22 protein-coding genes are annotated in these 21,497 nt (G+C 57.3%); 10 read left to right on the top strand and 12 right to left on the bottom strand.

The window, feature by feature from the left end:
• The first annotated feature begins 193 nt into the window (after positions 1 to 193).
• Entirely contained in the window at positions 194 to 1,174 is a 981-nt protein-coding gene (locus tag HP564_RS15740; protein WP_371244608.1) for a LacI family DNA-binding transcriptional regulator, read from the top strand.
• A 1-nt stretch (position 1,175) separates the two neighbouring features.
• On the opposite strand, the gene HP564_RS15735 is transcribed toward HP564_RS15740, so the two are convergent.
• Positions 1,176 to 1,778: a LysE family translocator gene (locus tag HP564_RS15735; RefSeq protein WP_371244606.1), complete on the bottom strand. Its 603-nt coding sequence runs from the start codon at positions 1,776 to 1,778 to the stop codon at positions 1,176 to 1,178.
• 57 nt (positions 1,779 to 1,835) lie between these two features.
• Here HP564_RS15735 and HP564_RS15730 point away from each other — a divergent pair, with 57 nt between their 5' ends.
• From HP564_RS15730 to HP564_RS15720, 3 genes are all read left to right on the top strand, one after another.
• A complete protein-coding gene (locus HP564_RS15730) occupies positions 1,836 to 2,852 on the top strand; it encodes a hydrolase (protein ID WP_371244604.1) in 1,017 nt (338 codons plus the stop codon).
• Entirely contained in the window at positions 2,849 to 3,067 is a 219-nt protein-coding gene (locus tag HP564_RS15725) for a YheU family protein (RefSeq protein WP_371244602.1), read from the top strand. The genes HP564_RS15730 and HP564_RS15725 overlap by 4 nt, the downstream gene beginning before the upstream one ends.
• Positions 3,068 to 3,128: 61 nt before the next feature.
• Positions 3,129 to 3,998 (top strand): phosphoribulokinase, encoded by an 870-nt coding sequence (locus tag HP564_RS15720; RefSeq protein ID WP_371244600.1) that lies wholly within the window; start codon positions 3,129 to 3,131, stop codon positions 3,996 to 3,998.
• Between the two features lie 126 nt (positions 3,999 to 4,124).
• Here the strand turns inward: HP564_RS15720 and HP564_RS15715 are convergent, their stop codons facing one another.
• The gene (locus tag HP564_RS15715) at positions 4,125 to 4,529 is read right to left on the bottom strand and encodes an OsmC family protein (RefSeq protein WP_371244598.1); all 405 of its coding nucleotides are present in this window, start codon (positions 4,527 to 4,529) and stop codon (positions 4,125 to 4,127) included.
• Positions 4,530 to 4,831: 302 nt separating this feature from the next.
• On the opposite strand from HP564_RS15715, the gene crp reads away from it, so the two are divergent.
• Both crp and HP564_RS15705 read left to right on the top strand, forming a co-directional pair.
• The gene (crp, locus tag HP564_RS15710) at positions 4,832 to 5,464 is read left to right on the top strand and encodes a cAMP-activated global transcriptional regulator CRP (protein WP_000242758.1); all 633 of its coding nucleotides are present in this window, start codon (positions 4,832 to 4,834) and stop codon (positions 5,462 to 5,464) included.
• 58 nt (positions 5,465 to 5,522) lie between these two features.
• On the top strand, positions 5,523 to 7,598 hold the full coding sequence (locus tag HP564_RS15705; RefSeq protein ID WP_371244582.1) for a YccS/YhfK family putative transporter: 2,076 nt from the start codon (positions 5,523 to 5,525) through the stop codon (positions 7,596 to 7,598).
• On the opposite strand, the gene HP564_RS15700 is transcribed toward HP564_RS15705, so the two are convergent.
• The 5 genes from HP564_RS15700 to ppiA form a co-directional block, all read right to left on the bottom strand.
• Positions 7,599 to 8,819, bottom strand: a complete 1,221-nt coding sequence (locus HP564_RS15700) for an aspartate aminotransferase family protein (protein ID WP_371244580.1) — start codon at positions 8,817 to 8,819, stop codon at positions 7,599 to 7,601.
• 88 nt (positions 8,820 to 8,907) lie between these two features.
• The gene (locus tag HP564_RS15695; protein WP_371244578.1) at positions 8,908 to 9,483 is read right to left on the bottom strand and encodes an aminodeoxychorismate synthase component II; all 576 of its coding nucleotides are present in this window, start codon (positions 9,481 to 9,483) and stop codon (positions 8,908 to 8,910) included.
• A gap of 41 nt (positions 9,484 to 9,524) precedes the next feature.
• Positions 9,525 to 10,121 (bottom strand): putative adenosine monophosphate-protein transferase Fic, encoded by a 597-nt coding sequence (locus HP564_RS15690; RefSeq protein ID WP_371244576.1) that lies wholly within the window; start codon positions 10,119 to 10,121, stop codon positions 9,525 to 9,527.
• Positions 10,108 to 10,281, bottom strand: a complete 174-nt coding sequence (locus HP564_RS15685; RefSeq protein ID WP_371244574.1) for a YhfG family protein — start codon at positions 10,279 to 10,281, stop codon at positions 10,108 to 10,110. The genes HP564_RS15690 and HP564_RS15685 overlap by 14 nt, the downstream gene beginning before the upstream one ends.
• A gap of 111 nt (positions 10,282 to 10,392) precedes the next feature.
• Complete coding sequence (gene ppiA, locus HP564_RS15680) at positions 10,393 to 10,965, bottom strand: peptidylprolyl isomerase A (RefSeq protein WP_371244572.1); 573 nt, start codon at positions 10,963 to 10,965, stop codon at positions 10,393 to 10,395.
• Positions 10,966 to 11,233: 268 nt separating this feature from the next.
• Here ppiA and tsgA point away from each other — a divergent pair, with 268 nt between their 5' ends.
• From tsgA to cysG, 4 genes are all read left to right on the top strand, one after another.
• Positions 11,234 to 12,412 (top strand): MFS transporter TsgA, encoded by a 1,179-nt coding sequence (gene tsgA, locus HP564_RS15675; RefSeq protein ID WP_371244570.1) that lies wholly within the window; start codon positions 11,234 to 11,236, stop codon positions 12,410 to 12,412.
• A gap of 242 nt (positions 12,413 to 12,654) precedes the next feature.
• Entirely contained in the window at positions 12,655 to 15,195 is a 2,541-nt protein-coding gene (nirB, locus tag HP564_RS15670) for a nitrite reductase large subunit NirB (RefSeq protein WP_371244568.1), read from the top strand.
• Positions 15,192 to 15,518, top strand: a complete 327-nt coding sequence (gene nirD, locus HP564_RS15665; protein WP_371244566.1) for a nitrite reductase small subunit NirD — start codon at positions 15,192 to 15,194, stop codon at positions 15,516 to 15,518. The genes nirB and nirD overlap by 4 nt, the downstream gene beginning before the upstream one ends.
• Before the next feature lie 84 nt (positions 15,519 to 15,602).
• Positions 15,603 to 16,967, top strand: a complete 1,365-nt coding sequence (gene cysG, locus HP564_RS15660) for a siroheme synthase CysG (protein WP_371244564.1) — start codon at positions 15,603 to 15,605, stop codon at positions 16,965 to 16,967.
• Between the two features lie 120 nt (positions 16,968 to 17,087).
• Here cysG and trpS read toward each other — a convergent pair whose 3' ends face one another.
• The 5 genes from trpS to HP564_RS15635 form a co-directional block, all read right to left on the bottom strand.
• Complete coding sequence (gene trpS / locus HP564_RS15655) at positions 17,088 to 18,092, bottom strand: tryptophan--tRNA ligase (protein ID WP_371244562.1); 1,005 nt, start codon at positions 18,090 to 18,092, stop codon at positions 17,088 to 17,090.
• A 13-nt stretch (positions 18,093 to 18,105) separates the two neighbouring features.
• On the bottom strand, positions 18,106 to 18,786 hold the full coding sequence (locus HP564_RS15650) for a phosphoglycolate phosphatase (protein ID WP_371244560.1): 681 nt from the start codon (positions 18,784 to 18,786) through the stop codon (positions 18,106 to 18,108).
• Complete coding sequence (gene rpe / locus HP564_RS15645) at positions 18,770 to 19,453, bottom strand: ribulose-phosphate 3-epimerase (RefSeq protein WP_371244558.1); 684 nt, start codon at positions 19,451 to 19,453, stop codon at positions 18,770 to 18,772. The genes HP564_RS15650 and rpe overlap by 17 nt, the downstream gene beginning before the upstream one ends.
• Before the next feature lie 66 nt (positions 19,454 to 19,519).
• Positions 19,520 to 20,329, bottom strand: a complete 810-nt coding sequence (gene dam / locus HP564_RS15640; RefSeq protein ID WP_371244556.1) for an adenine-specific DNA-methyltransferase — start codon at positions 20,327 to 20,329, stop codon at positions 19,520 to 19,522.
• Between the two features lie 94 nt (positions 20,330 to 20,423).
• On the bottom strand, positions 20,424 to 21,467 hold the full coding sequence (locus HP564_RS15635; protein WP_371244554.1) for an SPOR domain-containing protein: 1,044 nt from the start codon (positions 21,465 to 21,467) through the stop codon (positions 20,424 to 20,426).
• Positions 21,468 to 21,497 lie beyond the last annotated feature (30 nt).

Below are 21,497 nucleotides of genomic sequence, written 5' to 3'. Positions count from 1 at the left end.
GCGGCGATGATTTCATAAAGGAATTAAAAATTATTCTTAATAAACAGACGTTCTTAGATCATGATCGGCAAAGAAGATGCAAAATTCGGGAAAAGCGAGCCGCAATAATTCAGACAAATTGTCAGGCGCTCACATTGCCGCTGTGCTATTGATAGGGGCTGACTCTTAACCTGCGAGAAAGGTATGCGGCAATATGTCTATTGAGAAGGTCGCCCTGTTGGCGGGCGTCTCCAAAGCTACGGTATCCCGTGTACTCAACGATCATCCTGGCGTAAAAGCCGACACGCGCGATCGGGTGCTGGCGGCCATCTCAACCAGCGAATACCAGCCCAACCTGTTAGCGCGTCAGCTGCGTACGGCGCAAAGCCACATGCTGCTGGTGCTGATTTCCGACATCACCAACCCGTTCTGCTCGCGCGTCGTGCAGGGTATCGAAGCAGAGGCCGAAGCGCAGGGCTATCACATTCTCCTCTGCAACTCTGCCTCACAACTGCAGCGTAAATCGGCCTATCTGGGCCTGCTCACCGGCAAAGTGGTAGATGGCGTCATCAGCCTGGACGCCGCGTCTACGCTAAAGGAGATCGCCGGAATTATCGGTGATGCGCCCTGGGTGCAGTGTGCCGAGCACGATCCCGCAATCGCGGCATCCTCTGTCACTATCGACAACCGCGGCGCGGCGCGAGAAACCATACGCTATCTGGCAGGCAAAGGTCGCCGGCGTATTGGGCTGGTTAACAGCGATATGCGCTACCTTTATTCACACGAGCGTGAAGCAGGCTACTACGAAGGGCTGGAACAGCTGGCGCTGTCGTGGCACGGCGTGGCCTATGCCGATGAGATCTCCTGCGAAGCGGGAAGTCAGGCGCTACGCCAGCTGTTGCAGCAGGCTGAGCCACCGGATGCTGTGCTGGCTGTATCAGATGTGCTGGCGTTAGGCGTGGTGCACGCGGCGCAGGAGGCGGGCCTGCGCGTGCCGGAGGATGTGGCGGTTGTGGGCTTTGACGGCATACCTTTTACCCGCAGCCTGAATCCTCCGCTGACCACCATCGAGCAGCCGATGTATCAGCTTGGCGCGCGCAGCGTACAACTGCTGCTGCAGCGTATTCGTCGTCCCGATTCGGCGGTCGTACGTGAAGTTCTGGCATGGCAGCGCATTGAGCGCGCCTCCAGCTAGCTCAGCGCCAGATAAGCAGCACGCAGGCAGCGGTCAGCAGGCCCATTGCCAGATTGAAAATAGTCCAGGCGCGGCGGCTCTGCAGAATACGGCCAATCAGCGCGCCGAACCCGATCCAGATTGCGCCGGCCACCAGATTGACCAGAAACATGCCGGCGCTGATCGCCGTTACCGAATGCAGATAGGCGCTGCCCGCAAGGCTAAAGCTTGCGATGGCGCCGAGCGCCATCAGCCAGGCTTTCGGATTGATCAGCTGTAGCAGGCCGCCTTGCCAGAAGGGCATTGGTTTTGGTGGTGCGTCGCCGGTTTCCAGCTTTTCATAGGCGGCCGTGGCAATTTTCCACGCCAGCCAGAGCAGATAAAGGCTACCGGCAATTTTGAGGATAAGGTGCAGAGCGGGATAGAGCAGGATTAGCCCCCCCACGCCAAACGCCACCATCAGCAGCATGACCTGCATGCCAATCATGATGCCGACCATTAACGGCAGCGTGCGCCAGAAGCCGAAATTGGCACCGGACGCAGTGAGTAACATATTATTGGGGCCAGGCGTGATGGCGGCGACCCAGAGAAAACCTAACATAGAGAAAAACAGGCTCAGTTCCATTAGCGGGTGCTCCTCATCCCAGACTCACTACAACCCTAACGAAGCTAACAGTGTGATATGGATCAGACAAGTGCTTGTGACATGAATTTTACGCCCGACGCGACAGCCAGCTTTATGCCGCCGCGCAGCCTGCGCAATCCGCATCTGCAGACGGTTTTGCCACGCCTGGTGCGTCGCCGTATTTTACTGCGCCCATACTGGCAGCGGCTCGATCTGCCGGACGGAGATTTTGTCGATCTCGCCTGGAGTGAAGATCCCCGGCAGGCGAGCCACAAGCCGCGCGTGGTGCTGTTTCACGGTCTGGAGGGCAACTTTCACAGCCCTTACGCCCACGGGCTGTTGCACGCCTGTCAGCGTCAGGGGTGGCTCGGCGTAGTGATGCATTTTCGCGGCTGCGGCGGCGAACCGAACCGACTGCACCGCATCTATCACTCTGGCGAAACCGAAGATGCGGCTTTTTTTCTGCACTGGCTGAAGACGCGCTGGGGCGATGTGCCGACCGCTGCAGTCGGCGTATCGCTTGGCGGCAACATGCTGGGCTGCCTGCTGGGAAGACTGGGTGACGCCGCTCCGCTCGACGCTGGCGTCATTATTTCTGCGCCGCTGCTGCTGGAACCGTGCAGCCTGAAGCTCGAACAGGGATTTTCCCGTTTTTACCAGCGCTACCTGCTTGATCAGCTAAAAAAGAATGCCGAACGCAAGCTACGTGCCTGGCCGGGGACGCTGCCGGTTGACCTGCTGCAGCTCAGAGCACTGCGTCGCCTGCGTGACTTTGACGATGCCATCACTGCCCGCGCGCACGGCTTTGTTGATGCGCAGGATTATTATCGTCGCGCCAGCGCCCTGCCGCTGCTCAAAAACGTACGTAAACCCTTGCTGATTGTGCACGCGAAGGACGATCCTTTTATGACGGATGAGGTGATCCCGCAGTCGGATCAGCTCTCAGCCAGCACCACCTATCAACTCACGCCGCATGGCGGACACGTTGGCTTTGTCGGTGGCACACTGCGTCAACCGCAGATGTGGCTCGAACAGCGCGTGCCGCAGTGGCTTACACAGTGGCTTAGCTCATGATGATTCCCTGGCAACAGATTGACCCTGAAACCCTCAACAACCTGATTGAAGCCTTTGTGCTGCGTGAAGGCACCGACTACGGCGAGCAGGAGCGCAGCCTGGCGCAAAAGGTCGACGATGTGCGTCGTCAGCTGGAACGTGGAGACGCGGTGCTGGTCTGGTCGGAACTGCACGAAACCGTCAATATCATGCCGCGCAGCGAATTTCGTGGCTGATGCGCCACCGCGCTTTTCATGTTAACAATGCCTATCGCCCGACGTTACAGGAAGCTTCAACATGTCAGCACGACACCCGATCATCGCGGTGACCGGCTCCAGCGGAGCCGGGACCACCACCACCAGCCTGGCGTTTCGCAAAATTTTTCAGCAGTTCAACCTGCATGCCGCCGAACTGGAAGGCGACAGCTTCCATCGCTTTACGCGACCAGAAATGGATATGGCGATCCGCAAGGCACGCGATTTAGGTCGCCATATCAGCTACTTTGGGCCGGAAGCCAACGATTTTGGCCTGCTTGAGCAAACCTTCAGTGATTACGGCAGCGCAGGCAAAGGCCAGTCGCGCAAATATCTGCATACCTATGATGAAGCGGTGCCGTGGAACCAGGTACCCGGCACCTTTACGCCCTGGCAGCCGCTGCCGGAAAATACCGACGTGCTGTTTTACGAAGGACTGCACGGCGGTGTGGTGACGCAGCAGCATAACGTGGCGGAAAAGGTGGATCTGCTGGTTGGCGTGGTGCCGATCGTTAACCTGGAGTGGATCCAGAAGCTGGTGCGCGACACCAGCGAGCGCGGCCACTCACGCGAAGCGGTTATGGACTCAGTGGTGCGTTCAATGGAAGATTACATCAACTTCATTACGCCGCAGTTTTCGCGTACTCACATCAACTTCCAGCGCGTGCCAACCGTCGATACGTCTAACCCCTTCGCCGCGCGCGAGATCCCGTCGCTGGATGAGAGCTTCGTGGTTATTCACTTTCGCGGACTGGAGAATATCGACTTTCCCTACCTGCTGGCGATGCTCCAGGGATCGTTTATTTCGCATATGAATACGCTGGTGGTGCCGGGTGGCAAGATGGGGCTGGCGATGGAGTTAATTATGGCACCGCTGGTGCAGCGGCTGATAGAAGGAAAGCAGATCGCCTGACGACGGAAGCAGCAGACGGCCTGGCCACGCAAAAGCGACAGACGCACCCAGCGATAAGGTGCGTCATTACGCAGGGCAGCGCTGAGTAAGACGTGCTGTCCTTGTCACCGGCACCAGCGGTTTGGCTTACTGCGCCACAACCTCATAGCTGTGGGTAATGTCGACCCCTTTGCCCAGCATCAACGCCACCGAACAGTACTTCTCCGCTGACAGATCTACCGCGCGCGCCACGGCTTTGTCGCTCAGCGCCTTGCCGGTAACCACGAAATGAAGATTAATATGGGTAAACAGGCGCGGTGCCTCTTCACGGCGTTCCGAGGTCAGCTTTACCTCGCACTCCACCACATCGTTGCGGCCCTTTTGCAAAATAGAAACCACATCGATGGCACTACAGCCGCCAGTCGCCATCAGCACCATTTCCATCGGGCTGGGCGCTTTATCGCCCGAGTTACCGTCCATCAGGATCTGATGCCCTGAAGAGGACTCACCCAAAAAGGTTAATCCTTCGATCCACTTCACTCTTGCCTGCATTGTTTTTCCCTCGAGAATAGCCTGTTTGCCGCCAGAGTACGCGTTCACCTGACAAACAGCAATCCAGAGTAATCCCCCCTCTGCTGAAGCGAGACAACAGAAGACAGCTGACAAAAGCTGTGCTACAAACAGTGCTGAAAATAGTTTCGTCTTATTAAGGACGAAGGCGGGACACCTCAAGCGCCTGGCGCAAAATGGAACCCCGAATAATCTCCCTCTCGGGAAACGCTTGAAGCTTTCATCGCCTGGCAGAGAATATGACTCTGCATTTTGGGCACGATTACAACAGAGGATAATAGCGAATGGTTCTCGGCAAACCGCAAACAGACCCTACACTCGAATGGTTCCTGTCCCATTGCCATATTCACAAATATCCATCCAAAAGTACGCTGATTCATCAAGGTGAGAAGGCTGAAACGCTTTACTACATCGTGAAAGGTTCCGTTGCGGTACTGATCAAAGATGAAGAAGGTAAAGAGATGATCCTCTCTTACCTGAATCAGGGTGATTTTATTGGCGAGCTTGGCCTGTTTGAAGAAGGTCAGGAGCGCAGCGCCTGGGTACGTGCAAAAACCGCGTGCGAAGTGGCCGAAATTTCTTACAAGAAATTCCGTCAGCTTATTCAGGTGAATCCGGATATTTTAATGCGTCTCTCTTCGCAGATGGCGCGCCGTCTGCAGGTTACCTCGGAAAAAGTGGGCAATTTAGCTTTCCTCGACGTGACCGGACGTATTGCACAAACCCTGCTCAACCTGGCAAAACAGCCAGACGCCATGACGCATCCCGACGGCATGCAAATCAAAATTACTCGTCAGGAAATTGGCCAAATCGTTGGTTGCTCACGCGAAACCGTGGGCCGCATTTTGAAAATGTTGGAAGACCAGAATCTGATTTCCGCCCACGGCAAGACCATTGTCGTGTACGGCACCCGCTGATTTCCTCTCTCTCCCGGCGTGATGTTTCTGTCACGCCGCTACTGTTTTCAGTGAAGTGATGTGGCGTCGAATCATCTATCACCCCGAAGTTAACTATGCGCTGCGGCAGACGCTGGTGTTGTGCATTCCTGTGGCGCTTGGCTGGCTGTTTGGCGATTTGCAAAAAGGCCTGCTCTTCTCTCTCGTTCCCGCCTGCTGCAACGTGGCTGGCCTGGACACGCCGCATAAACGCTTTTTCAAACGCCTGGTGGTCGGCGGCTCGCTGTTTGCGCTCGGCAGCTTTCTGATCCAGCTGCTGACGCTAAAAGGCGTCCCGCTGCCTGCCGTGCTTTTTGCCTTGCCGCTGCTGCTGGGCGTGACTGGCGAAATCAGCCCGCTGCACGGTCGTCTGCTCCCTGGCACGCTGGTCGCGGCTATCTTTACCCTTAGCCTGATTGGGCGTATGCCAGTCTATGTGCCACCGCTGCTCTACATTGGTGGCACGCTCTGGTACGGGCTGTTCAACTGGTTCTGGTTTTGGCTGTGGAAAGAGCAGCCGATGCGTGAAACCCTGAGCCTGATCTATCGCGAGCTGGCGGATTACTGCGACGCGAAATATACGCTGCTGACCCAGCTCACCGATCCCGAAAAAGCGCTGCCGCCGCTGCTCGCGCGCCAGCAGAAAGCGGTTGATCTGATTAATACCTGCTACCAGCAGATGCACATGCTCTCTGCCAGCCGCGACAACAGCCATAAACGGCTCATGCGCGCTTTTCAGGTAGCACTCGATTTGCAGGAACATATCTCTGTCAGCCTGCATCAGCCAGAAGAGGTTCAGAAGCTGGTCGAGCGCAGCCATGCGGAAGCGGTGATCCGCTGGAATGCCAAAATTATTTCAGCACGGCTACGTGCGCTGGCCGATGCCATCCTCTATCACCAGCTACCGAGTCGCTTTGAGATGGAAAAGCCGCTCGGCGCGCTGGAGAAGATCACCCGTCAGCACCCCGATAATCCCGTCGGGCATTTCTGCTTCTATCATTTCAGCCGTATCGCCCGGGTGCTGCGCACGCAAAAACCGCTCTACCAGCGTGACCTGATGAGCGATCGCCAGCGCCGCCTGCCCCTGCTGCCCGCCCTGCGCAGCTACCTCTCCTTTAAATCTTCAGCGCTGCGCACGGCGGCACGCTTTGCGGTGATGTTGATGTTTGGCAGCGCGCTGGCGATGCTGTTCGATATTCCCAAGCCTTACTGGATCCTGATGACCATTATGTTTGTCAGTCAGAATGGCTACAGCGCCACCCGCGTGCGTATTCAGCACCGGGCGTTGGGCACCTTTGCCGGGCTGGTCATTGCCGCCGCCTCGCTACGCTTTGCCGTGCCGGAATCCCTGGTGCTGCTGTTTATGCTGGTGGTTACGCTACTCAGCTATCTGGTCACGCGCAAATATTACGGCTGGTCGATGATTGGCTTTACCGTTACGGCGGTCTATTCGCTGCAGCTGCTGTCGCTGAACGGCGCGCAGTTTTTACTTCCACGCCTGATGGACACGCTGATGGGCTGTTTGATCGCCTTCGGCGGAATGCTCTGGCTATGGCCACAATGGCAGAGCGGGCTGCTTCGCCAGAATGCGCACGACGCGCTGGAAACCTGTCAGGATGCGCTGCAGCTGCTGCTGGGACCCGAGCAGGAGGCGAAAAAGCTGGCCTATCAGCGTATGCAGGTTAACCAGGCGCATAATGCGCTGTTTAACTCGCTCAACCAGGCGATGCAGGAGCCGGGCTTTAACGCCCAGTACCTGAAAGACATGCGCCTGTGGGTCACGCACAGCCAGTTTATCGTCGAGCATATCAATGCCATGACCATTCTCGCGCGCGAGCACACGATGCTGACACCCGATCTGGCGCAGCGCTACCTGCAGTCATGCGAAATCGCCATCCAGCGCTGCCAGCAGCGGCTGGAATATGACGGGCCTGGCTCACAGACCAACATCATGGAAGAGGTCAATAATTTGGGTGAAGGGGCGGTCACGATTCTGGAGCAGCATGTGCGCCGTATCCTGGAGCACCTGAACGTGATGCATACCATTTCGTCACTGGCGTGGAGCCAGCGGCCACAGCATGGCCGCTGGCTCATCAGGCATTTACGTAAAGGTTAATCAGGCTGCCAGGACGCCTTCCACCGCGCGGGCGAAACGCGCCATACCCTCTTCAATGTCGGCTGGCTCAATAACCAGCGAAGGCGCAAAGCGGATCACGTCAGTGCCCGCTACCAGCACCATCAGGCCTTCGGCCGCTGCCGCATTGAGAATGGCGCGCGCTTTTCCCGCATGCTGCGGTTTTAGTGCAGCGCCGATCAGTAGTCCTTTGCCACGAATCTCTGTAAAGAGATCGTGCTTCGCGTCGAGCGCCTTCAGGGCCGTCACAAACTGCTCGCGACGCGCCTGCACCCCTTCCAGCACTTCTGGCGTATTGATCACGTCCAGCGCCGCTTCGGCCACTGCGCAGGCAAGCGGGTTGCCGCCATAGGTGGTGCCATGCACGCCTGGCGACATGGTCGAGGCGATCGCATCGGTGGTCAGCATGGCGCTCACCGGGAAACCACCGCCCAGCGCTTTCGCGGTGGTGAGGATGTCGGGCGTGACGCCATAGTGCTCGTAGGCAAACAGCTTGCCGCTGCGTCCCATGCCGCTCTGCACCTCATCCAGCACCAGCAGCGCCTGATACTGGTCACACAGCTCGCGCAATCCCTGCATAAACTCAGGGGTAGCCGGCGTTACGCCACCCTCCCCCTGAATGGGTTCGACCACGATGGCGCAGGTATGGTCGTCGATAACCGCTTTTACCGCCTCCAGATCGTTAAAGGGAACGTGCACGATATCCGCAGGCTTCGGACCAAAGCCGTCGGAATACTTTGGCTGGCCGCCAACGGAAACGGTAAAGAGCGTGCGGCCGTGGAACGCATTATGGAAAGCGATGATTTTACTTTTGAACGGGCTGTGGCGCTGGCAGGCGTAGTAGCGCGCCAGCTTGAAGGCGGCTTCATTGGCTTCCGCGCCAGAGTTAGCGAAGAAAACGCGCTCGGCAAAGGTTGCATCGATCAGCTTGCTGGCCAGGCGCAGCGCAGGCTCATTGGTGAAGACGTTACTCAGGTGCCACAGCGTTTCGCCCTGGTTTTTCAGCGCCGCCACCAGCGCCGGATGGCAGTGGCCGAGCGCCGTTACGGCGATACCGCCGGAAAAATCGATATACTCTTTTCCCTGCTGATCCCAGACACGGCTGCCCTTGCCCTTCACCGGCACAAAGTGCGCAGGTGCATAAACAGGCAATATCACCTTATCAAACGTTTCCCGCGTTACCGCTAATTTCTCCGATGCCATCGACGACCACCTTTGATTATTTATTAAACCACGATGAAATATTAGTCATAAAATATGCATAACAAATCAATCAAAGGCAAACATATCTTCAGGTTTCCAGAAAATTATGCAGCAGCTGGTGCCCCTGTTCACTCAGGATACTCTCTGGATGAAACTGCACGCCCTCCAGCGCCAGCGTCCTGTGACGAAATCCCATGATCTCATCCGGCTCCCCCTCTTTCAGGCTCCAGGCCGTAATTTCGAATTCATCAGGCAGCGAATCGCGCGCCACGATCAAAGAGTGATAGCGCGTCACGGTCAGGGGATTATTGAGGTTGCGGAATACGCCTTGATGGTTATGAACGATAGCAGAGGTTTTTCCATGCATGGCCTGCCGAGCCCGGACCACTCTGGCCCCATAGGCCTGTGCAATGGCCTGATGCCCCAGGCAAACGCCCAGCACCGGAATGCGTCCGGCGAAATGGCGAATGGCGTCCATAGAGACGCCAGATTCATCCGGCGTACAGGGACCCGGTGAAATCACCAGATGTGACAGCGGTAGCGCCGCCATCTCATCCAGCGTGATGGCATCGTTGCGTACCACGCGCACCTGCGCGCCAAGCTCGCAAAAATACTGGTAAAGATTCCAGGTAAAGGAATCATAGTTGTCGATTAGCAGCAGCATGGTCTGTCCTGACAGAGAAAACCGCCGCTATTCTACGCGTTTTACAGGCTGGCGCGACTCACAACACGAGCAAAGACGGCTTCCAGCGGGGCCAGATCGCCATTTGCGCCGGCCTGGTTTGCCTCACGCCACTGCTGCGCCTCTACGTGCTGCCACTCGAGGAAGTACCCGGCATGCAGCGCCAGCTGCTCAAAGAAAATGCGCTGAGCGCGGCCATTTCCCTCGCGGAAGGGATGCAACATATTGATTTCGCAATAGTAGTGTGCAATGCGCGCTACAAACGACTGCTGTTCCAGGTTGCGCAGCCCCTCTTCCTCTTCCAGCGCGTCCATCAGCGTGTTGCCCTCTTTTTCGATATATTCGAAATGGCAAAACGGCGTGTCGTCGCGCCAGATATCAATGGTGCGCAGCTCGCCTGCCCAGCTGTAGAGGTCCTGAAACAGCGTGCGGTGAATATGACACAGAAAAGGCAGGCCAATGGTAGCGGGTCCCAGCTCCAGCGTGGCGAGGCGCGCACTGCTGAACGCCAGCTCAGCCTTACGCAACTGTGCGGCATCGTGAATATTCAGACGATTTTTCAGCACGTCATCGTTTTGCCACAGGTAGGGATCGCGCGCGACAGCACTATTCGGCACCATACTGTCTCCTCAGCGAGTCGAGTCTCGCTTCAGCCTGGTCGTAGGTGCTGACGGGCTCCGCCAGGGTAAAACCCTCCAGCCGACAGCTGGCCTGATAACTGGCAATGCGTCGCTGCTGCCAGAGCGTATTTTTCTGTTTCTCGGTGAGTTTATTTGCCATGCCGCCTCCTGCTCGGGGTTGTCCAGACTCTTGAAGCTGAGTATAGGAGCTAATTTCCCCTTTGCCGGAGAGGGGCAAGGCAACGCCGCCACTGGATGGCGGCGCAATACGTCAGGGCAGGACTTTCGCAGACAGGATAACTACTGGTTTTACCGGAACATTTTGATAAGGACCGACATCTTTGGTCGGGACCTGAGAAATTTTTTCAGCCACGTCCATCCCTTTCACAATTTTACCAAATACCGCGTAGCCAAAGTCGCGCTGGCCGTGATCGAGGAAAGCGTTATCGGCGACGTTGAGAAAGAACTGGCTGGTTGCGCTGTCTTTCTCTGCGGTACGTGCCATTGAGATGGTGCCGCGCAGGTTGCGCAAGCCGTTATCCGCCTCATTTTTGATGGGTGCACGGGTCTGCTTCTGCTGCATATCCGTTGTAAACCCGCCGCCCTGCACCATAAAGCCAGGGATCACGCGGTGAAAAATCGTATTGTTATAGAAGCCGTTGTTAACGTATTCGACGAAGTTGTTCACCGAAACCGGTGCTTTTTGGTTGTTCAGTTCGAGTTCGATGTTACCGGCGGAGGTGGTGAGCAGGACGTGCGTATCGCCTTTAGCAGCCAGCGCGGAGACAGAAACGGTGGAGAGCGCAAGCAGGGCGACGGCCGCAGTAAAAGTACGTTTAAGCATGAATAATTCCTTCCTTACCTTGGAGAGCAGCTTTTAACGAGATTGATTGTAAAGAGCATAAAATACAAGAGCCAGCGTGTTTTACCGTTATTTACGCACGGTGGCCTGTGCGCCTGCCCCCTGCACACGCAAACGTTTTCGTGATATAAATCACATTATCAATGAAATCTGAAAACTGATTTTCAGTCTTTATTTATTAAGATCACAGTTCCGTTTACACTTTCTGACAGTTTTATGCCGCCCTCTCTGTTTTCCACAGGTTCACAACATGACAAATCGTAATCGTATCGGGCTTACCTGGATAAGCTTTTTCTCATACGCGCTAACCGGCGCGCTGGTGATCGTTACCGGCATGGTTATGGGCGACATCGCGAAGGACTTTCAGCTGCCGATTGAAAGCATGGGCAACACCTTTACGTTCCTTAACGCCGGCATTCTTGTTTCGGTTTTCCTGAACGCCTGGCTGATGGTGATTGTGCCGCTGAAGCGCCAGCTGATATTTGGCTTTATCCTGATGGTGCTGGCGGTGCTGGGATTAATGACCAGCCGCGATCTCTCTGTTTTCTCGCTCTGCATGTTCGTGCTGGGCGTGGTCAGCGGTATCACCATGTCAATTGGTACTTTCCTGATTACCCACCTGTATGAAGGGCGTCAGCGAGGTTCGCGCCTGCTGTTTACCGACTCCTTCTTTAGCATGGCCGGTACGCTGTTTCCCGTGCTGGCTGGTATTTTGCTGGCGCGCGCACTGCCCTGGTACTGGGTCTACGTCTGTATCGGGATTATCTATGTAGCGATCTTTATCCTGACGCTGTGCGTCGAGTTCCCTGTGCTGCGTAAGCCAGAGAACAGCCCAACGGCGGAGAAAGAGAAATGGGGCATCGGCGTGCTGTTTCTTTCCATCGCGGCGCTCTGTTATATCCTTGGTCAGCTCGGCTTCATCTCCTGGGTGCCGGAGTACGCGACCAAAACCATGGGCATGGACATTGCCAGCGCAGGCCAGCTGGTTGGCAATTTCTGGACGGCCTACATGGTAGGCATGTGGGTGTTCAGTTTCCTGCTGCGCTTCTTTGACCTGCAACGCATCCTGATGGTGCTGGCAGGCGTCGCAACCGTCCTGATGTACTGGTTCGTCACCGCGTCAGACGCCAGCATGCTGCACTGGATCATTATGATTCTGGGCTTCAGCTCCAGCGCTATCTACACCACCATCATCACGCTCGGCTCCCTGCAGACGAAAGTCTCTTCGCCGAAGCTGGTCAATTTTATTCTGACCTGTGGCACCGTGGGCACCATGCTGACATTTGTCGTCACCAGCCCCATCGTGAAGCAAAGTGGCGTTCATGCCGCACTGCTGACCGCAAACGGCCTTTATGCCGTGGTATTTGTGATGTGCGTTCTGCTGGGCTTTGTCACCCGCCATCGCCAGCATGGCCATGTGATGCATTGACAGCAAACCGGGCGGCGCAGGCCGCCCTTTTTTGGCACCTTTACGCCCGCCTTTACCCTCTCGCCTGAACATCGCCCCGCTAAAAAGTCGCCTCCGCTTTCCAGAGAAGCAAATAATCAAAAAACACCAGTAAACAGCAATCTACCTCAAAGTAGGTATACGAAAAGGCGCTTGATGTATATCAATATGCGCGAAAAATGGCGCGCTATTGTAGCGCCAGTTTCCGCAATTTTGAGGCAAGCATGAGCAAACACAATGTCGTGGTGATTGGTAACGGCATGGTTGGGCATCGCTTTATTGAAGAGCTGATCGACAAGGCCGAACCCGGCCAGTTCGCACTAACCGTCTTCTGTGAAGAACCCCGCGCCGCCTACGACCGCGTTCACCTTTCCGCCTGGTTCTCTCACCATACCACTGAAGAACTCTCTCTGGTCCGCGAGGGCTATTACGAAAAACATCAGGTTGAGCTGCTGTTGGGCGAGCGTGCCATTACCATTAATCGTGATGAAAAGCTGATCCACTCTAATACCGGCCGTGCCGTTCACTACGATACCCTGATTTTTGCCACTGGCTCTTACCCCTGGATCCCCCCCATTCAGGGAGCGGAGGGGCCAGATTGCTTCGTTTACCGCACCATTGAAGATCTGAACGCTATCGAGGCGTGTGCGCGACGCAGCAAACGGGGCGCCGTCGTTGGCGGTGGCCTGCTTGGCCTGGAAGCGGCAGGCGCGCTGAAAAATTTAGGCATTGAAACGCACGTGATTGAGTTTGCCCCGGTGCTGATGGCGGAACAGCTCGATGTACAGGGTGGCGAGCAGCTGCGCCGGAAAATCGAAGAGATGGGTGTGCAGGTGCATACCAGCAAGCATACTCAGCAAATTGTGCACCACGCCAGCGGCGGCAAGACCCTGCAGTTTGCCGACGGCAGCACGCTGGATGTCGATTTTATCGTATTTTCTACAGGCATACGCGCGCAGGACAAGCTGGCGAAGCAGTGCGGCCTGGCACTCGGCCAGCGTGGCGGCATCGCCATAGACGACCGCTGTCAGACCAGCGATCCCGCGATCTACGCTATCGGCGAGTGTGCCGCCTGGCAGAACCGCACCTTTGGTCTGGTTGCGCCGGGATACAAGATGGCGCAGGTCGTCAGTGACGTGCTGCTCAACCGCGACAATGCTTTTCATGGCGCAGACATGAGCGCCAAACTGAAACTGCTCGGCGTTGACGTTGGCGGCATTGGCGACGCCCACGGCCGCACGCCTGGCGCACGCAGCGTTGTCTGGCTGGATGAGCGCCGTTCGGTCTATAAACGCCTGGTCATCAGCGAAGACGGTACTACGCTGCTGGGTGCCGTGCTGGTGGGGGACACCAGCGACTACGGCAACCTGCTTCAGTTCGTACTCAACGCTGTGCCGCTCCCTGAAAATCCAGAGCAGCTTATCCTGCCCGCAGGCAGCGGCGAAAAAAGCGTCATGGGCGTTGACTCACTGCCGGACAGCGCACAGATTTGCTCCTGCTTCGACGTCAGCAAAGGCGATATCATTCAGGCGGTTCAGCGTGGCTGCCATACCGTAGCTGCGCTGAAGAGCGAAACCCGCGCCGGAACCGGCTGCGGCGGCTGTATCCCACTGCTGACGCAGGTGCTGAACAGCGAGCTGAGTCGTCAGGGCATCGAAGTTAACACCCATCTCTGCGCCCACTTCCCCTACTCACGTCAGGAGCTTTACCATCTGATCCGCGTGGAAGAGATCAAAACCTTCAACGCGCTGCTGGCAAAATATGGCGCAGGCTATGGCTGCGAGATCTGTAAGCCTACCGTCGCCTCCTTGCTGGCATCATGCTGGAATGACTACGTGCTTGCGCCACAGCACACCCCGCTACAGGACAGCAACGACCTCTTCCTCGGTAATATCCAGAAAGATGGCACCTACTCCGTGATCCCGCGTACGCCGGGCGGCGAAATTACGCCGCAGGGACTGAAAGTCATTGGCGAAGTCGCCACGCGTTATCAACTCTACACCAAAATCACCGGCTCACAGCGTATCGGTCTGTTCGGTGCCCAGAAGGACGATCTGCCCGCTATCTGGTCGCAGCTGATCGACGCGGGCTTTGAGACCGGCCAGGCCTACGCGAAAGCGCTGCGCATGGCGAAAACCTGCGTGGGCAGCACCTGGTGCCGCTACGGCGTCGGCGACAGTCTTGGCTTCGGTGTCGAGCTGGAAAACCGTTATAAAGGCATCCGCACACCGCACAAAATGAAGTTTGGCGTTTCCGGGTGTACGCGTGAGTGTGCCGAAGCGCAGGGCAAAGATGTCGGCATTATTGCCACAGAGAAAGGCTGGAATCTCTATGTCTGCGGCAACGGCGGCATGAAGCCGCGCCATGCTGACCTGCTGGCCGCTGATCTCGATCGCGACACGCTGGTCACCTACCTTGACCGCTTTATGATGTTCTATATCCGTACTGGCGATCGCCTGCAGCGCACCTCTCTCTGGCTGGAGAGCCTTGAGGGCGGCATCGACTATCTGCGCAGTGTCATTATCGACGACAAGCTGGGTATTAACAGCAAGCTGGATGCCGAGCTAAGTGCGCTGCGCGCGCGCGTTCACTGCGAGTGGAAAGCGACGGTGGACGATCCCGCCCAGCACGCCCGCTTTGCCCACTTTATCAACACGCCGCAGCGCGATCCCGACGTGCAGATGGTGCCTGAACGTCAGCAGCATCGTCCGGCGCGTCCGGCAGAGCGCATCGCCGTTACCCTGATTGAGGAGAGCGAAGAATGAGTCAGTGGAGAGCCGTTTGCGATATCGAACAGATTCTGCCCGCAACCGGCGTGTGTGCGCTGGTGAATAATCAGCAGATCGCTATTTTCCGGCCGCATCACAGCGATGAGCTGTTCGCGATGAGCAATATTGATCCCTTTGCCCAGGCCAGCGTTCTGTCGCGCGGCATCATTGCCGAGCACGACAATACGCTCTGGGTCGCCAGTCCGCTGAAGAAGCAGCGCTTCCGCCTCAGCGATGGCTACTGCATGGAAGATGCGGCGCACTCTGTCGCCACCTATCCCGTGCGCGTCAACGCAGGCAAGGTCGAGGTTTGCGCCTGACCTCCCCCTCTCCCTGATGCTATGCTGCGCTGCCGGTAACGCGCTTACCGGCAGCATGCTCTCCTCTCGCTTTCAGGACGTTTTATGGATTATTTCCCTCTCTTTTGCCGCCTTCAGGGCAAGCGCTGTTTACTGGTAGGCGGCGGCGACGTTGCCGAACGCAAAGCGCGTCTGTTGATAGCGGCGGGTGCCGATCTGTACGCTGGCGCGCAACATTTTTCTCCGGCCTTTCACCAGTGGGCTGCTAACGGCGAGCTGACGCTGATAGACGGCGCGTTTGAGGCTGGGTGGCTGGAAGCGTGCTGGCTGGTGGTCGCCGCAACAAACGATGACGCCGTTAATCAGCAGGTCGCGGCGGCAGCCGAAGCGCGTCGCATCTTCTGCAATCTGGTCGATGCGCCCGAGCAGGCCAGCGCCATCATGCCGTCCCTTATCGATCGCTCGCCACTGATGGTGGCGGTCTCTTCCGGCGGCCGCGCGCCGGTGCTGGCGCGCCTGCTGCGCGAGAAGATAGAGGCTATGCTGCCGCAGCACCTCGGCCAGCTGGCATCGCTGGCAGGCACGCTGCGCACACGGGTCAAACAGCGTTTTGCCTCTCTGGCGCAGCGCCGCTATTTCTGGGAGCGCTTTTTTACCAGCGATCGGCTGGCGCAGACGCTGGCCAACGGCGACAGCGCAAAGGCGGCCCAGCTTGCCGACTTGCTGTTCAGCGCAGAGCTGCCGACGCAGGGCGAAGTGACGCTGGTAGGAGCCGGGCCAGGGGATGCCGGCCTGCTGACGCTGAAAGGGCTACAGCAGATCCAGCAGGCGGATGTGATTGTCTACGATCGGCTGGTTTCAGAAGCCATCCTGAACCTGGTACGGCGCGACGCCGAGCGCATCTTCGTCGGCAAACGCGCCGGGCACCACTGCGTGCCGCAGGCAGAGATCAATCAGCTGCTGCTGGAGCAGGCACAGCGCGGCAAACGGGTGGTCAGGTTAAAAGGCGGCGATCCCTTTATTTTCGGGCGCGGCGGTGAAGAGCTGGAGACGCTGGCGCAGCATCAGGTTCCGTTTAGCGTGGTGCCGGGCGTGACCGCAGCCTCAGGCTGCGCGGCCTACAGCGGCATTCCGCTGACGCATCGCGATCATGCGCAGAGCGTGCGGCTGGTCACCGGTCATTTACAGCAGGATAACGCGCTGGAATGGCAGAAGCTGGCTGCTGAACAGCAGACGCTGGTGTTCTATATGGGGCTGGCGCAGGCAGCCCATATTCAGCAGCAGCTGATCCATCACGGTATGCGCACAGATATGCCGGTGGCACTGGTGGAGAATGGCACCAGCACGCAGCAGCGCGTGGTAAGCGGCACGCTGGAGCAGCTCAGCGAGCTGGCACAGCAGGTAGAGAGTCCGTCGCTGATTATTATCGGCAGCGTGGTCAGTCTGCGCGACCGGCTGCGCTGGTTTTAACCTGACGGCGAGAGAGGAGGATCGACGCGGGATGGCGTCCCTGCGAGATCCCCCAACCGTTTACGGGATTATCTGCGGTCTGGAAAGGCGGAAAAGCATCCGCCTTTAACGTGTTTGTAATCAGGGCGCGGCAACAAAGCCGATAGCTTCATAGACCTTTTTCAGCGTCTCCTGCGCACGCTCACGTGCCTTCTGTGCGCCGTCACGCATGACCTGCTCAAGGAAAGCTTCGTCGTTACGATAGCGGTTGTAGCGCTCCTGCAACTCCGACAGCATGCCAGAAACCGCATCCGCCACTGCACCTTTCAGGTGGCCATACATCTTGCCTTCGAACTCCGCTTCCAGCTCGGCAATGCTCTTGCCTGTCACGCCCGACAGGATATCCAGCAGGTTTGATACGCCCGCTTTTTCCTTCACGTCATAGCGCACCACTGGTGGCTCTTCGGAGTCGGTAACGGCACGTTTGATCTTCTTCACCACCGATTTCGGATCTTCCAGCAGGCCGATAACGTTATTGCGGTTGTCATCAGACTTGGACATCTTACGCGTCGGCTCCAGCAGCGACATCACGCGCGCACCCGATTTCGGGATAAACGGCTCAGGTACGCGGAAAATATCACCGTAGATCGCATTGAAACGCTGCGCGATATCGCGGCTCAGCTCCAGATGCTGCTTCTGATCTTCGCCTACCGGCACCTGGTTGGTCTGATAGAGCAGAATATCCGCCGCCATCAGCACCGGATAATCGAACAGGCCGGCATTGATGTTCTCTTCATAGCGCGCTGACTTGTCTTTAAACTGCGTCATACGGCTCAGCTCGCCAAAGTAGGCGTAGCAGTTCAGCACCCAGCTTAACTGGGCATGCTCCGGTACGTGCGACTGGACAAAGATGGTGCTTTTGCTGGGATCGATGCCGCAGGCGAGGTAGAGCGCCAGCGTATCCAGCGTGGCCTTACGCAAGGCAGCAGGGTCCTGGCGAACGGTGATGGCGTGCAGATCGACGATGCAGTAAATGCAGTGAAAATCGTCCTGCATCTGCACCCACTGACGCAGCGCACCCATATAGTTGCCAATGGTAAGTTCGCCGGACGGCTGTGCGCCGCTGAAAACAATGGGTTTGCTCATGCTTGTGTCCTGATTAGTGCAGCCCGAGAGCGGGCAAAAGTTCATCAAAAGAGTCGAGAGTCAAATTAGGGTTGCTGCCGGAAATCGGCTCACCGTAGTTGTAGCCATAGGTCATGGCGACATTAGGCACACCTGCCGCCTGCGCCGCCTGAATATCGTTACGTGAATCGCCAACAAACAGCAGCTGATCGGGCATAACGCCAAAATGGCCCAGCACCAGGAAAATCGCCGCCGGATGCGGCTTTTTCACGATCACATCATCACCGCCGATAATCAGCGTAAAGGCGTCGGCAATGCCGAGTGACGCCAGCAGCGGCGCAACAAAAGGGGTTGGCTTGTTGGTGACAATCGCCAGTGGCAGCCCTTTCGCGTGCAGCGCCAGCAGCGTCTCTTTTACCTGTGGAAACAGCGTGCTGCCCGCTTCCACCGTGTCAGCATAGTGTTTATCGAACAGCGCACGCGCATCGCGCTGCTCATCGGGCTGCGGCTCACGGCCCAGCGCCCAGGTCAGCGCACGCGACATCATGATGTCTGCGCCATTGCCGATCCAGGTGGAGGTGCGTGCCAGGCCAGCAGGCGGCAGCTGCAGGTCGGCCAGCGCCCGATCAATTGCCTGTGCCAGGCCTGGCGCACTGTGCACCAGGGTACCGTCAAGATCGAACGCCAGCGCGCGAATATCAGTGAAATGAGCCATTAACCTTCTCCAGTTCGTGACGCATTTCATCAATCACTTTTTTGTAATCGGGATGGCCAAAGATGGCAGAGCCGGCAACGAACATATCCGCGCCCGCCGCAGCGATCTGCGCAATATTGTCGATTTTTACCCCCCCGTCGACCTCAAGACGGATGTTGTAGCCGCCCTGATCGATGCGCCTGCGCGCTTCGCGCAGTTTATCCAGCGTGCCTGGGATAAAGGACTGCCCGCCGAAGCCCGGGTTAACGGACATAATCAGGATAACGTCGAGCTTGTCCATCACGTAGTCAAGATAGCTAAGCGGCGTTGCTGGATTGAACACCAGGCCCGCTTTGCAGCCGTGCTCTTTAATCAGCTGTAACGTACGGTCAACGTGCTCGCTCGCCTCAGGATGAAAAGTGATATAGCTGGCACCTGCTTTTGCAAATTCCGGGATCAGCGCATCCACCGGTTTTACCATCAGGTGTACGTCAATCGGCGCGGTAATGCCGTAGTCGCGCAGCGCTTTCAGTACCATTGGTCCCATCGTAAGATTGGGAACGTAGTGATTGTCCATCACGTCGAAATGCACCACGTCGCCGCCAGCGGCCAACGCTTTTGCGGTATCTTCACCGAGGCGGGCAAAATCCGCCGCAAGGATGGAAGGGGCCAGCAAATATTGTTTCATCCGATTCTCCCAATGTTGTGCGCCAGCCAGCGGGCTGACGTAATGCCTGGTCGCGGACGAAACAGGCTAGCTATAAAGAGCCAGCAGTTCGTCTACCTTGGTGCGACCCGTTATGCTCCGGCTAATAGAACGCCGCGCTTTCACCACATGCAATTCTGCATTCTGATACCAGAGACGCGTCAGAGCGGTATCGTGATTAGAAATCAATACCGGAATTCGGCTCTTTTGCGCCTGTTCCGCCAGCTCAGCCAGATGCTGCTGCTCGCGCAGGCTAAAGCTGTTGGTGTGGTACGCTGTAAAATTTGCTGTCGCCGACAGCGGCGCATAGGGCGGATCGCAATAGATCACCGAACCTTCCTGCGCGCTGGTCAGGGTAACATCGTACGATTCGCAGACAAAGGTCGCCTTTTGCGCGCGTTCGGCAAACCATAACAGCTCGGCTTCAGGGAAATACGGTTTTCGGTAACGGCCGAAGGGCACGTTAAACTCGCCGCGCAGATTGTAACGACATAAACCGTTATAGCCGTGCCGGTTCAGATAGAGAAACAGCAGCGCGCGCTCGTAGGGATCGCTGCTGGCGTTAAAGGCGGCGCGGCGCAGGTAGTAGCATTCCGACGTATTACCTTCCGGTGAAAACAGCCGACGCGCATCCTCGATGAAGCGTGCGCTGCGGTCTTTAACGATGTTATAGAGATTGATCAGGTCGCTGTTGATATCAGCCAGATGGTAGCGCGCATAGTCGGTGTTGAGAAACACAGAACCCGCGCCGACAAAAGGCTCGATCAGGCAGTCGCCTTGCGGCAGATGGCGTCGAATATCATCCATCAGAGGAAATTTTCCTCCTGCCCATTTCAGGAAAGCGCGATTTTTCTTCATGCTGTCGTGGTTATACATCTTATTGTGGAGCTGTGGCGGACCGACAGCAGAACGGCGCTTATCAACGGGGCCGGATTAACCGGCCCCACATAGTTTACTGGCTGGCTTCTTTCTTAACCTGGCTTACGGGCTTCACCCAGGGGTTTTGCGCACGGACTTCGGCGGGTAGCGAGGCCACTGCGCGTCGGGCCTCTGCCGAGCTGGCGTAAGATCCACTGACCAGCACGTACCACGGCTGGCCGTTGCGCGTGGTTTTATAAACGTGATAGTTGCTGAGATTTTGCTTTCTGGCCCAGGCGTTCAGGCTCTCCTCGCGCGAAGCGCCGCTTAGCTGAAGCGTATAGTTACCCGCCGGCAGCGGCTTGCTGGAGGCTGCGCCGCTACTGGCTGTCGCACGGCTACCTGTCGAGCCGCTGATGGCCGGACGCGCTGGCGTCGTGTGCGTACGGCTTTCGCTGCCAGAAGATTTGGCCGCAGCGCTGTTTTTGTGTGCGGGTTCGCGAGACGTGTGCGTCGGAGCAGTGGTGCGAGGGGCCGTCGGGCGCGTCGCCGCAGGCGCTGTGATAGCGTTGCTGCTGCTGTTGCCTGCGCTACCGCTGACGGTGGCCGGTGCGGTGGGCAGTGAACTGCCACTTTGCGCGGCATTATCAACCTGCTGCTGCTGATTGCTCAGCGCGCTGTTGAGATCGCCGGGTAACGTTACGCGCTGCTGATTAGCTGGCGTATCAACGGGGGCTGCCTGAGTCGGGGTAGAAGAAACGGGCGGCATAGAAACATCGCGCGGCGCATTGCTGTCGGCCGGGGCCGTGCCTGCTGGCGCGTTTTCTGTCGGCGCACTCTGTCCACCGCTCATGGCCGTTGAACCGGAGAGGTCGATGCTCTTTTCACCGCCATTGCTGGCAGTAGAAGCCGGTGCATTATTCGCACTGTTACCCGCGCTCGGCTTGCTTTCATCCGGGCCTTTCAGCGCCGAACCAATGCCGAGTACCAGCAAAAGCAGGACCAGAATGCCGATGCCCATCATCATATGCTGGCGCGAAACCGGCACTTTGGGTGCAGAAGACGTCTTACGCGGGCGCGATGGACGGCGGTCGCTGGCGTCAGGTTTTAACTCATCTTCCGGTTTAAACTCATCCATTTTGCCTCCTCCGTAAAGCGGCATTCGGCC

The organism is Pantoea sp. KPR_PJ (assembly GCF_041386365.1).
Classification (GTDB): domain Bacteria; phylum Pseudomonadota; class Gammaproteobacteria; order Enterobacterales; family Enterobacteriaceae; genus Pantoea.
This window is presented reverse-complemented; position numbering and strand designations above follow the sequence as displayed.

Excerpts from the sequence above, each read along its gene's own strand:
- crp (WP_000242758.1), top strand. The coding sequence starts at position 4,832 with ATGGTTCTCGGCAAACCGCAAACAGACCCTACACTCGAATGGTTCCTG.
- HP564_RS15685 (WP_371244574.1), bottom strand. The coding sequence starts at position 10,281 with ATGGCAAATAAACTCACCGAGAAACAGAAAAATACGCTCTGGCAGCAG.
- ppiA (WP_371244572.1), bottom strand. The coding sequence starts at position 10,965 with ATGCTTAAACGTACTTTTACTGCGGCCGTCGCCCTGCTTGCGCTCTCC.
- HP564_RS15730 (WP_371244604.1), top strand. The coding sequence starts at position 1,836 with ATGGATCAGACAAGTGCTTGTGACATGAATTTTACGCCCGACGCGACA.
- HP564_RS15635 (WP_371244554.1), bottom strand. The coding sequence starts at position 21,467 with ATGGATGAGTTTAAACCGGAAGATGAGTTAAAACCTGACGCCAGCGAC.
- HP564_RS15650 (WP_371244560.1), bottom strand. The coding sequence starts at position 18,786 with ATGGCTCATTTCACTGATATTCGCGCGCTGGCGTTCGATCTTGACGGT.
- HP564_RS15690 (WP_371244576.1), bottom strand. The coding sequence starts at position 10,121 with ATGGTGCCGAATAGTGCTGTCGCGCGCGATCCCTACCTGTGGCAAAAC.
- HP564_RS15735 (WP_371244606.1), bottom strand. The coding sequence starts at position 1,778 with ATGGAACTGAGCCTGTTTTTCTCTATGTTAGGTTTTCTCTGGGTCGCC.
- nirB (WP_371244568.1), top strand. The coding sequence starts at position 12,655 with ATGAGCAAACACAATGTCGTGGTGATTGGTAACGGCATGGTTGGGCAT.
- HP564_RS15715 (WP_371244598.1), bottom strand. The coding sequence starts at position 4,529 with ATGCAGGCAAGAGTGAAGTGGATCGAAGGATTAACCTTTTTGGGTGAG.
- HP564_RS15720 (WP_371244600.1), top strand. The coding sequence starts at position 3,129 with ATGTCAGCACGACACCCGATCATCGCGGTGACCGGCTCCAGCGGAGCC.
- cysG (WP_371244564.1), top strand. The coding sequence starts at position 15,603 with ATGGATTATTTCCCTCTCTTTTGCCGCCTTCAGGGCAAGCGCTGTTTA.
- tsgA (WP_371244570.1), top strand. The coding sequence starts at position 11,234 with ATGACAAATCGTAATCGTATCGGGCTTACCTGGATAAGCTTTTTCTCA.
- trpS (WP_371244562.1), bottom strand. The coding sequence starts at position 18,092 with ATGAGCAAACCCATTGTTTTCAGCGGCGCACAGCCGTCCGGCGAACTT.
- HP564_RS15695 (WP_371244578.1), bottom strand. The coding sequence starts at position 9,483 with ATGCTGCTGCTAATCGACAACTATGATTCCTTTACCTGGAATCTTTAC.
- dam (WP_371244556.1), bottom strand. The coding sequence starts at position 20,329 with ATGAAGAAAAATCGCGCTTTCCTGAAATGGGCAGGAGGAAAATTTCCT.
- nirD (WP_371244566.1), top strand. The coding sequence starts at position 15,192 with ATGAGTCAGTGGAGAGCCGTTTGCGATATCGAACAGATTCTGCCCGCA.
- HP564_RS15700 (WP_371244580.1), bottom strand. The coding sequence starts at position 8,819 with ATGGCATCGGAGAAATTAGCGGTAACGCGGGAAACGTTTGATAAGGTG.
- HP564_RS15725 (WP_371244602.1), top strand. The coding sequence starts at position 2,849 with ATGATGATTCCCTGGCAACAGATTGACCCTGAAACCCTCAACAACCTG.
- HP564_RS15740 (WP_371244608.1), top strand. The coding sequence starts at position 194 with ATGTCTATTGAGAAGGTCGCCCTGTTGGCGGGCGTCTCCAAAGCTACG.
- HP564_RS15705 (WP_371244582.1), top strand. The coding sequence starts at position 5,523 with ATGTGGCGTCGAATCATCTATCACCCCGAAGTTAACTATGCGCTGCGG.
- rpe (WP_371244558.1), bottom strand. The coding sequence starts at position 19,453 with ATGAAACAATATTTGCTGGCCCCTTCCATCCTTGCGGCGGATTTTGCC.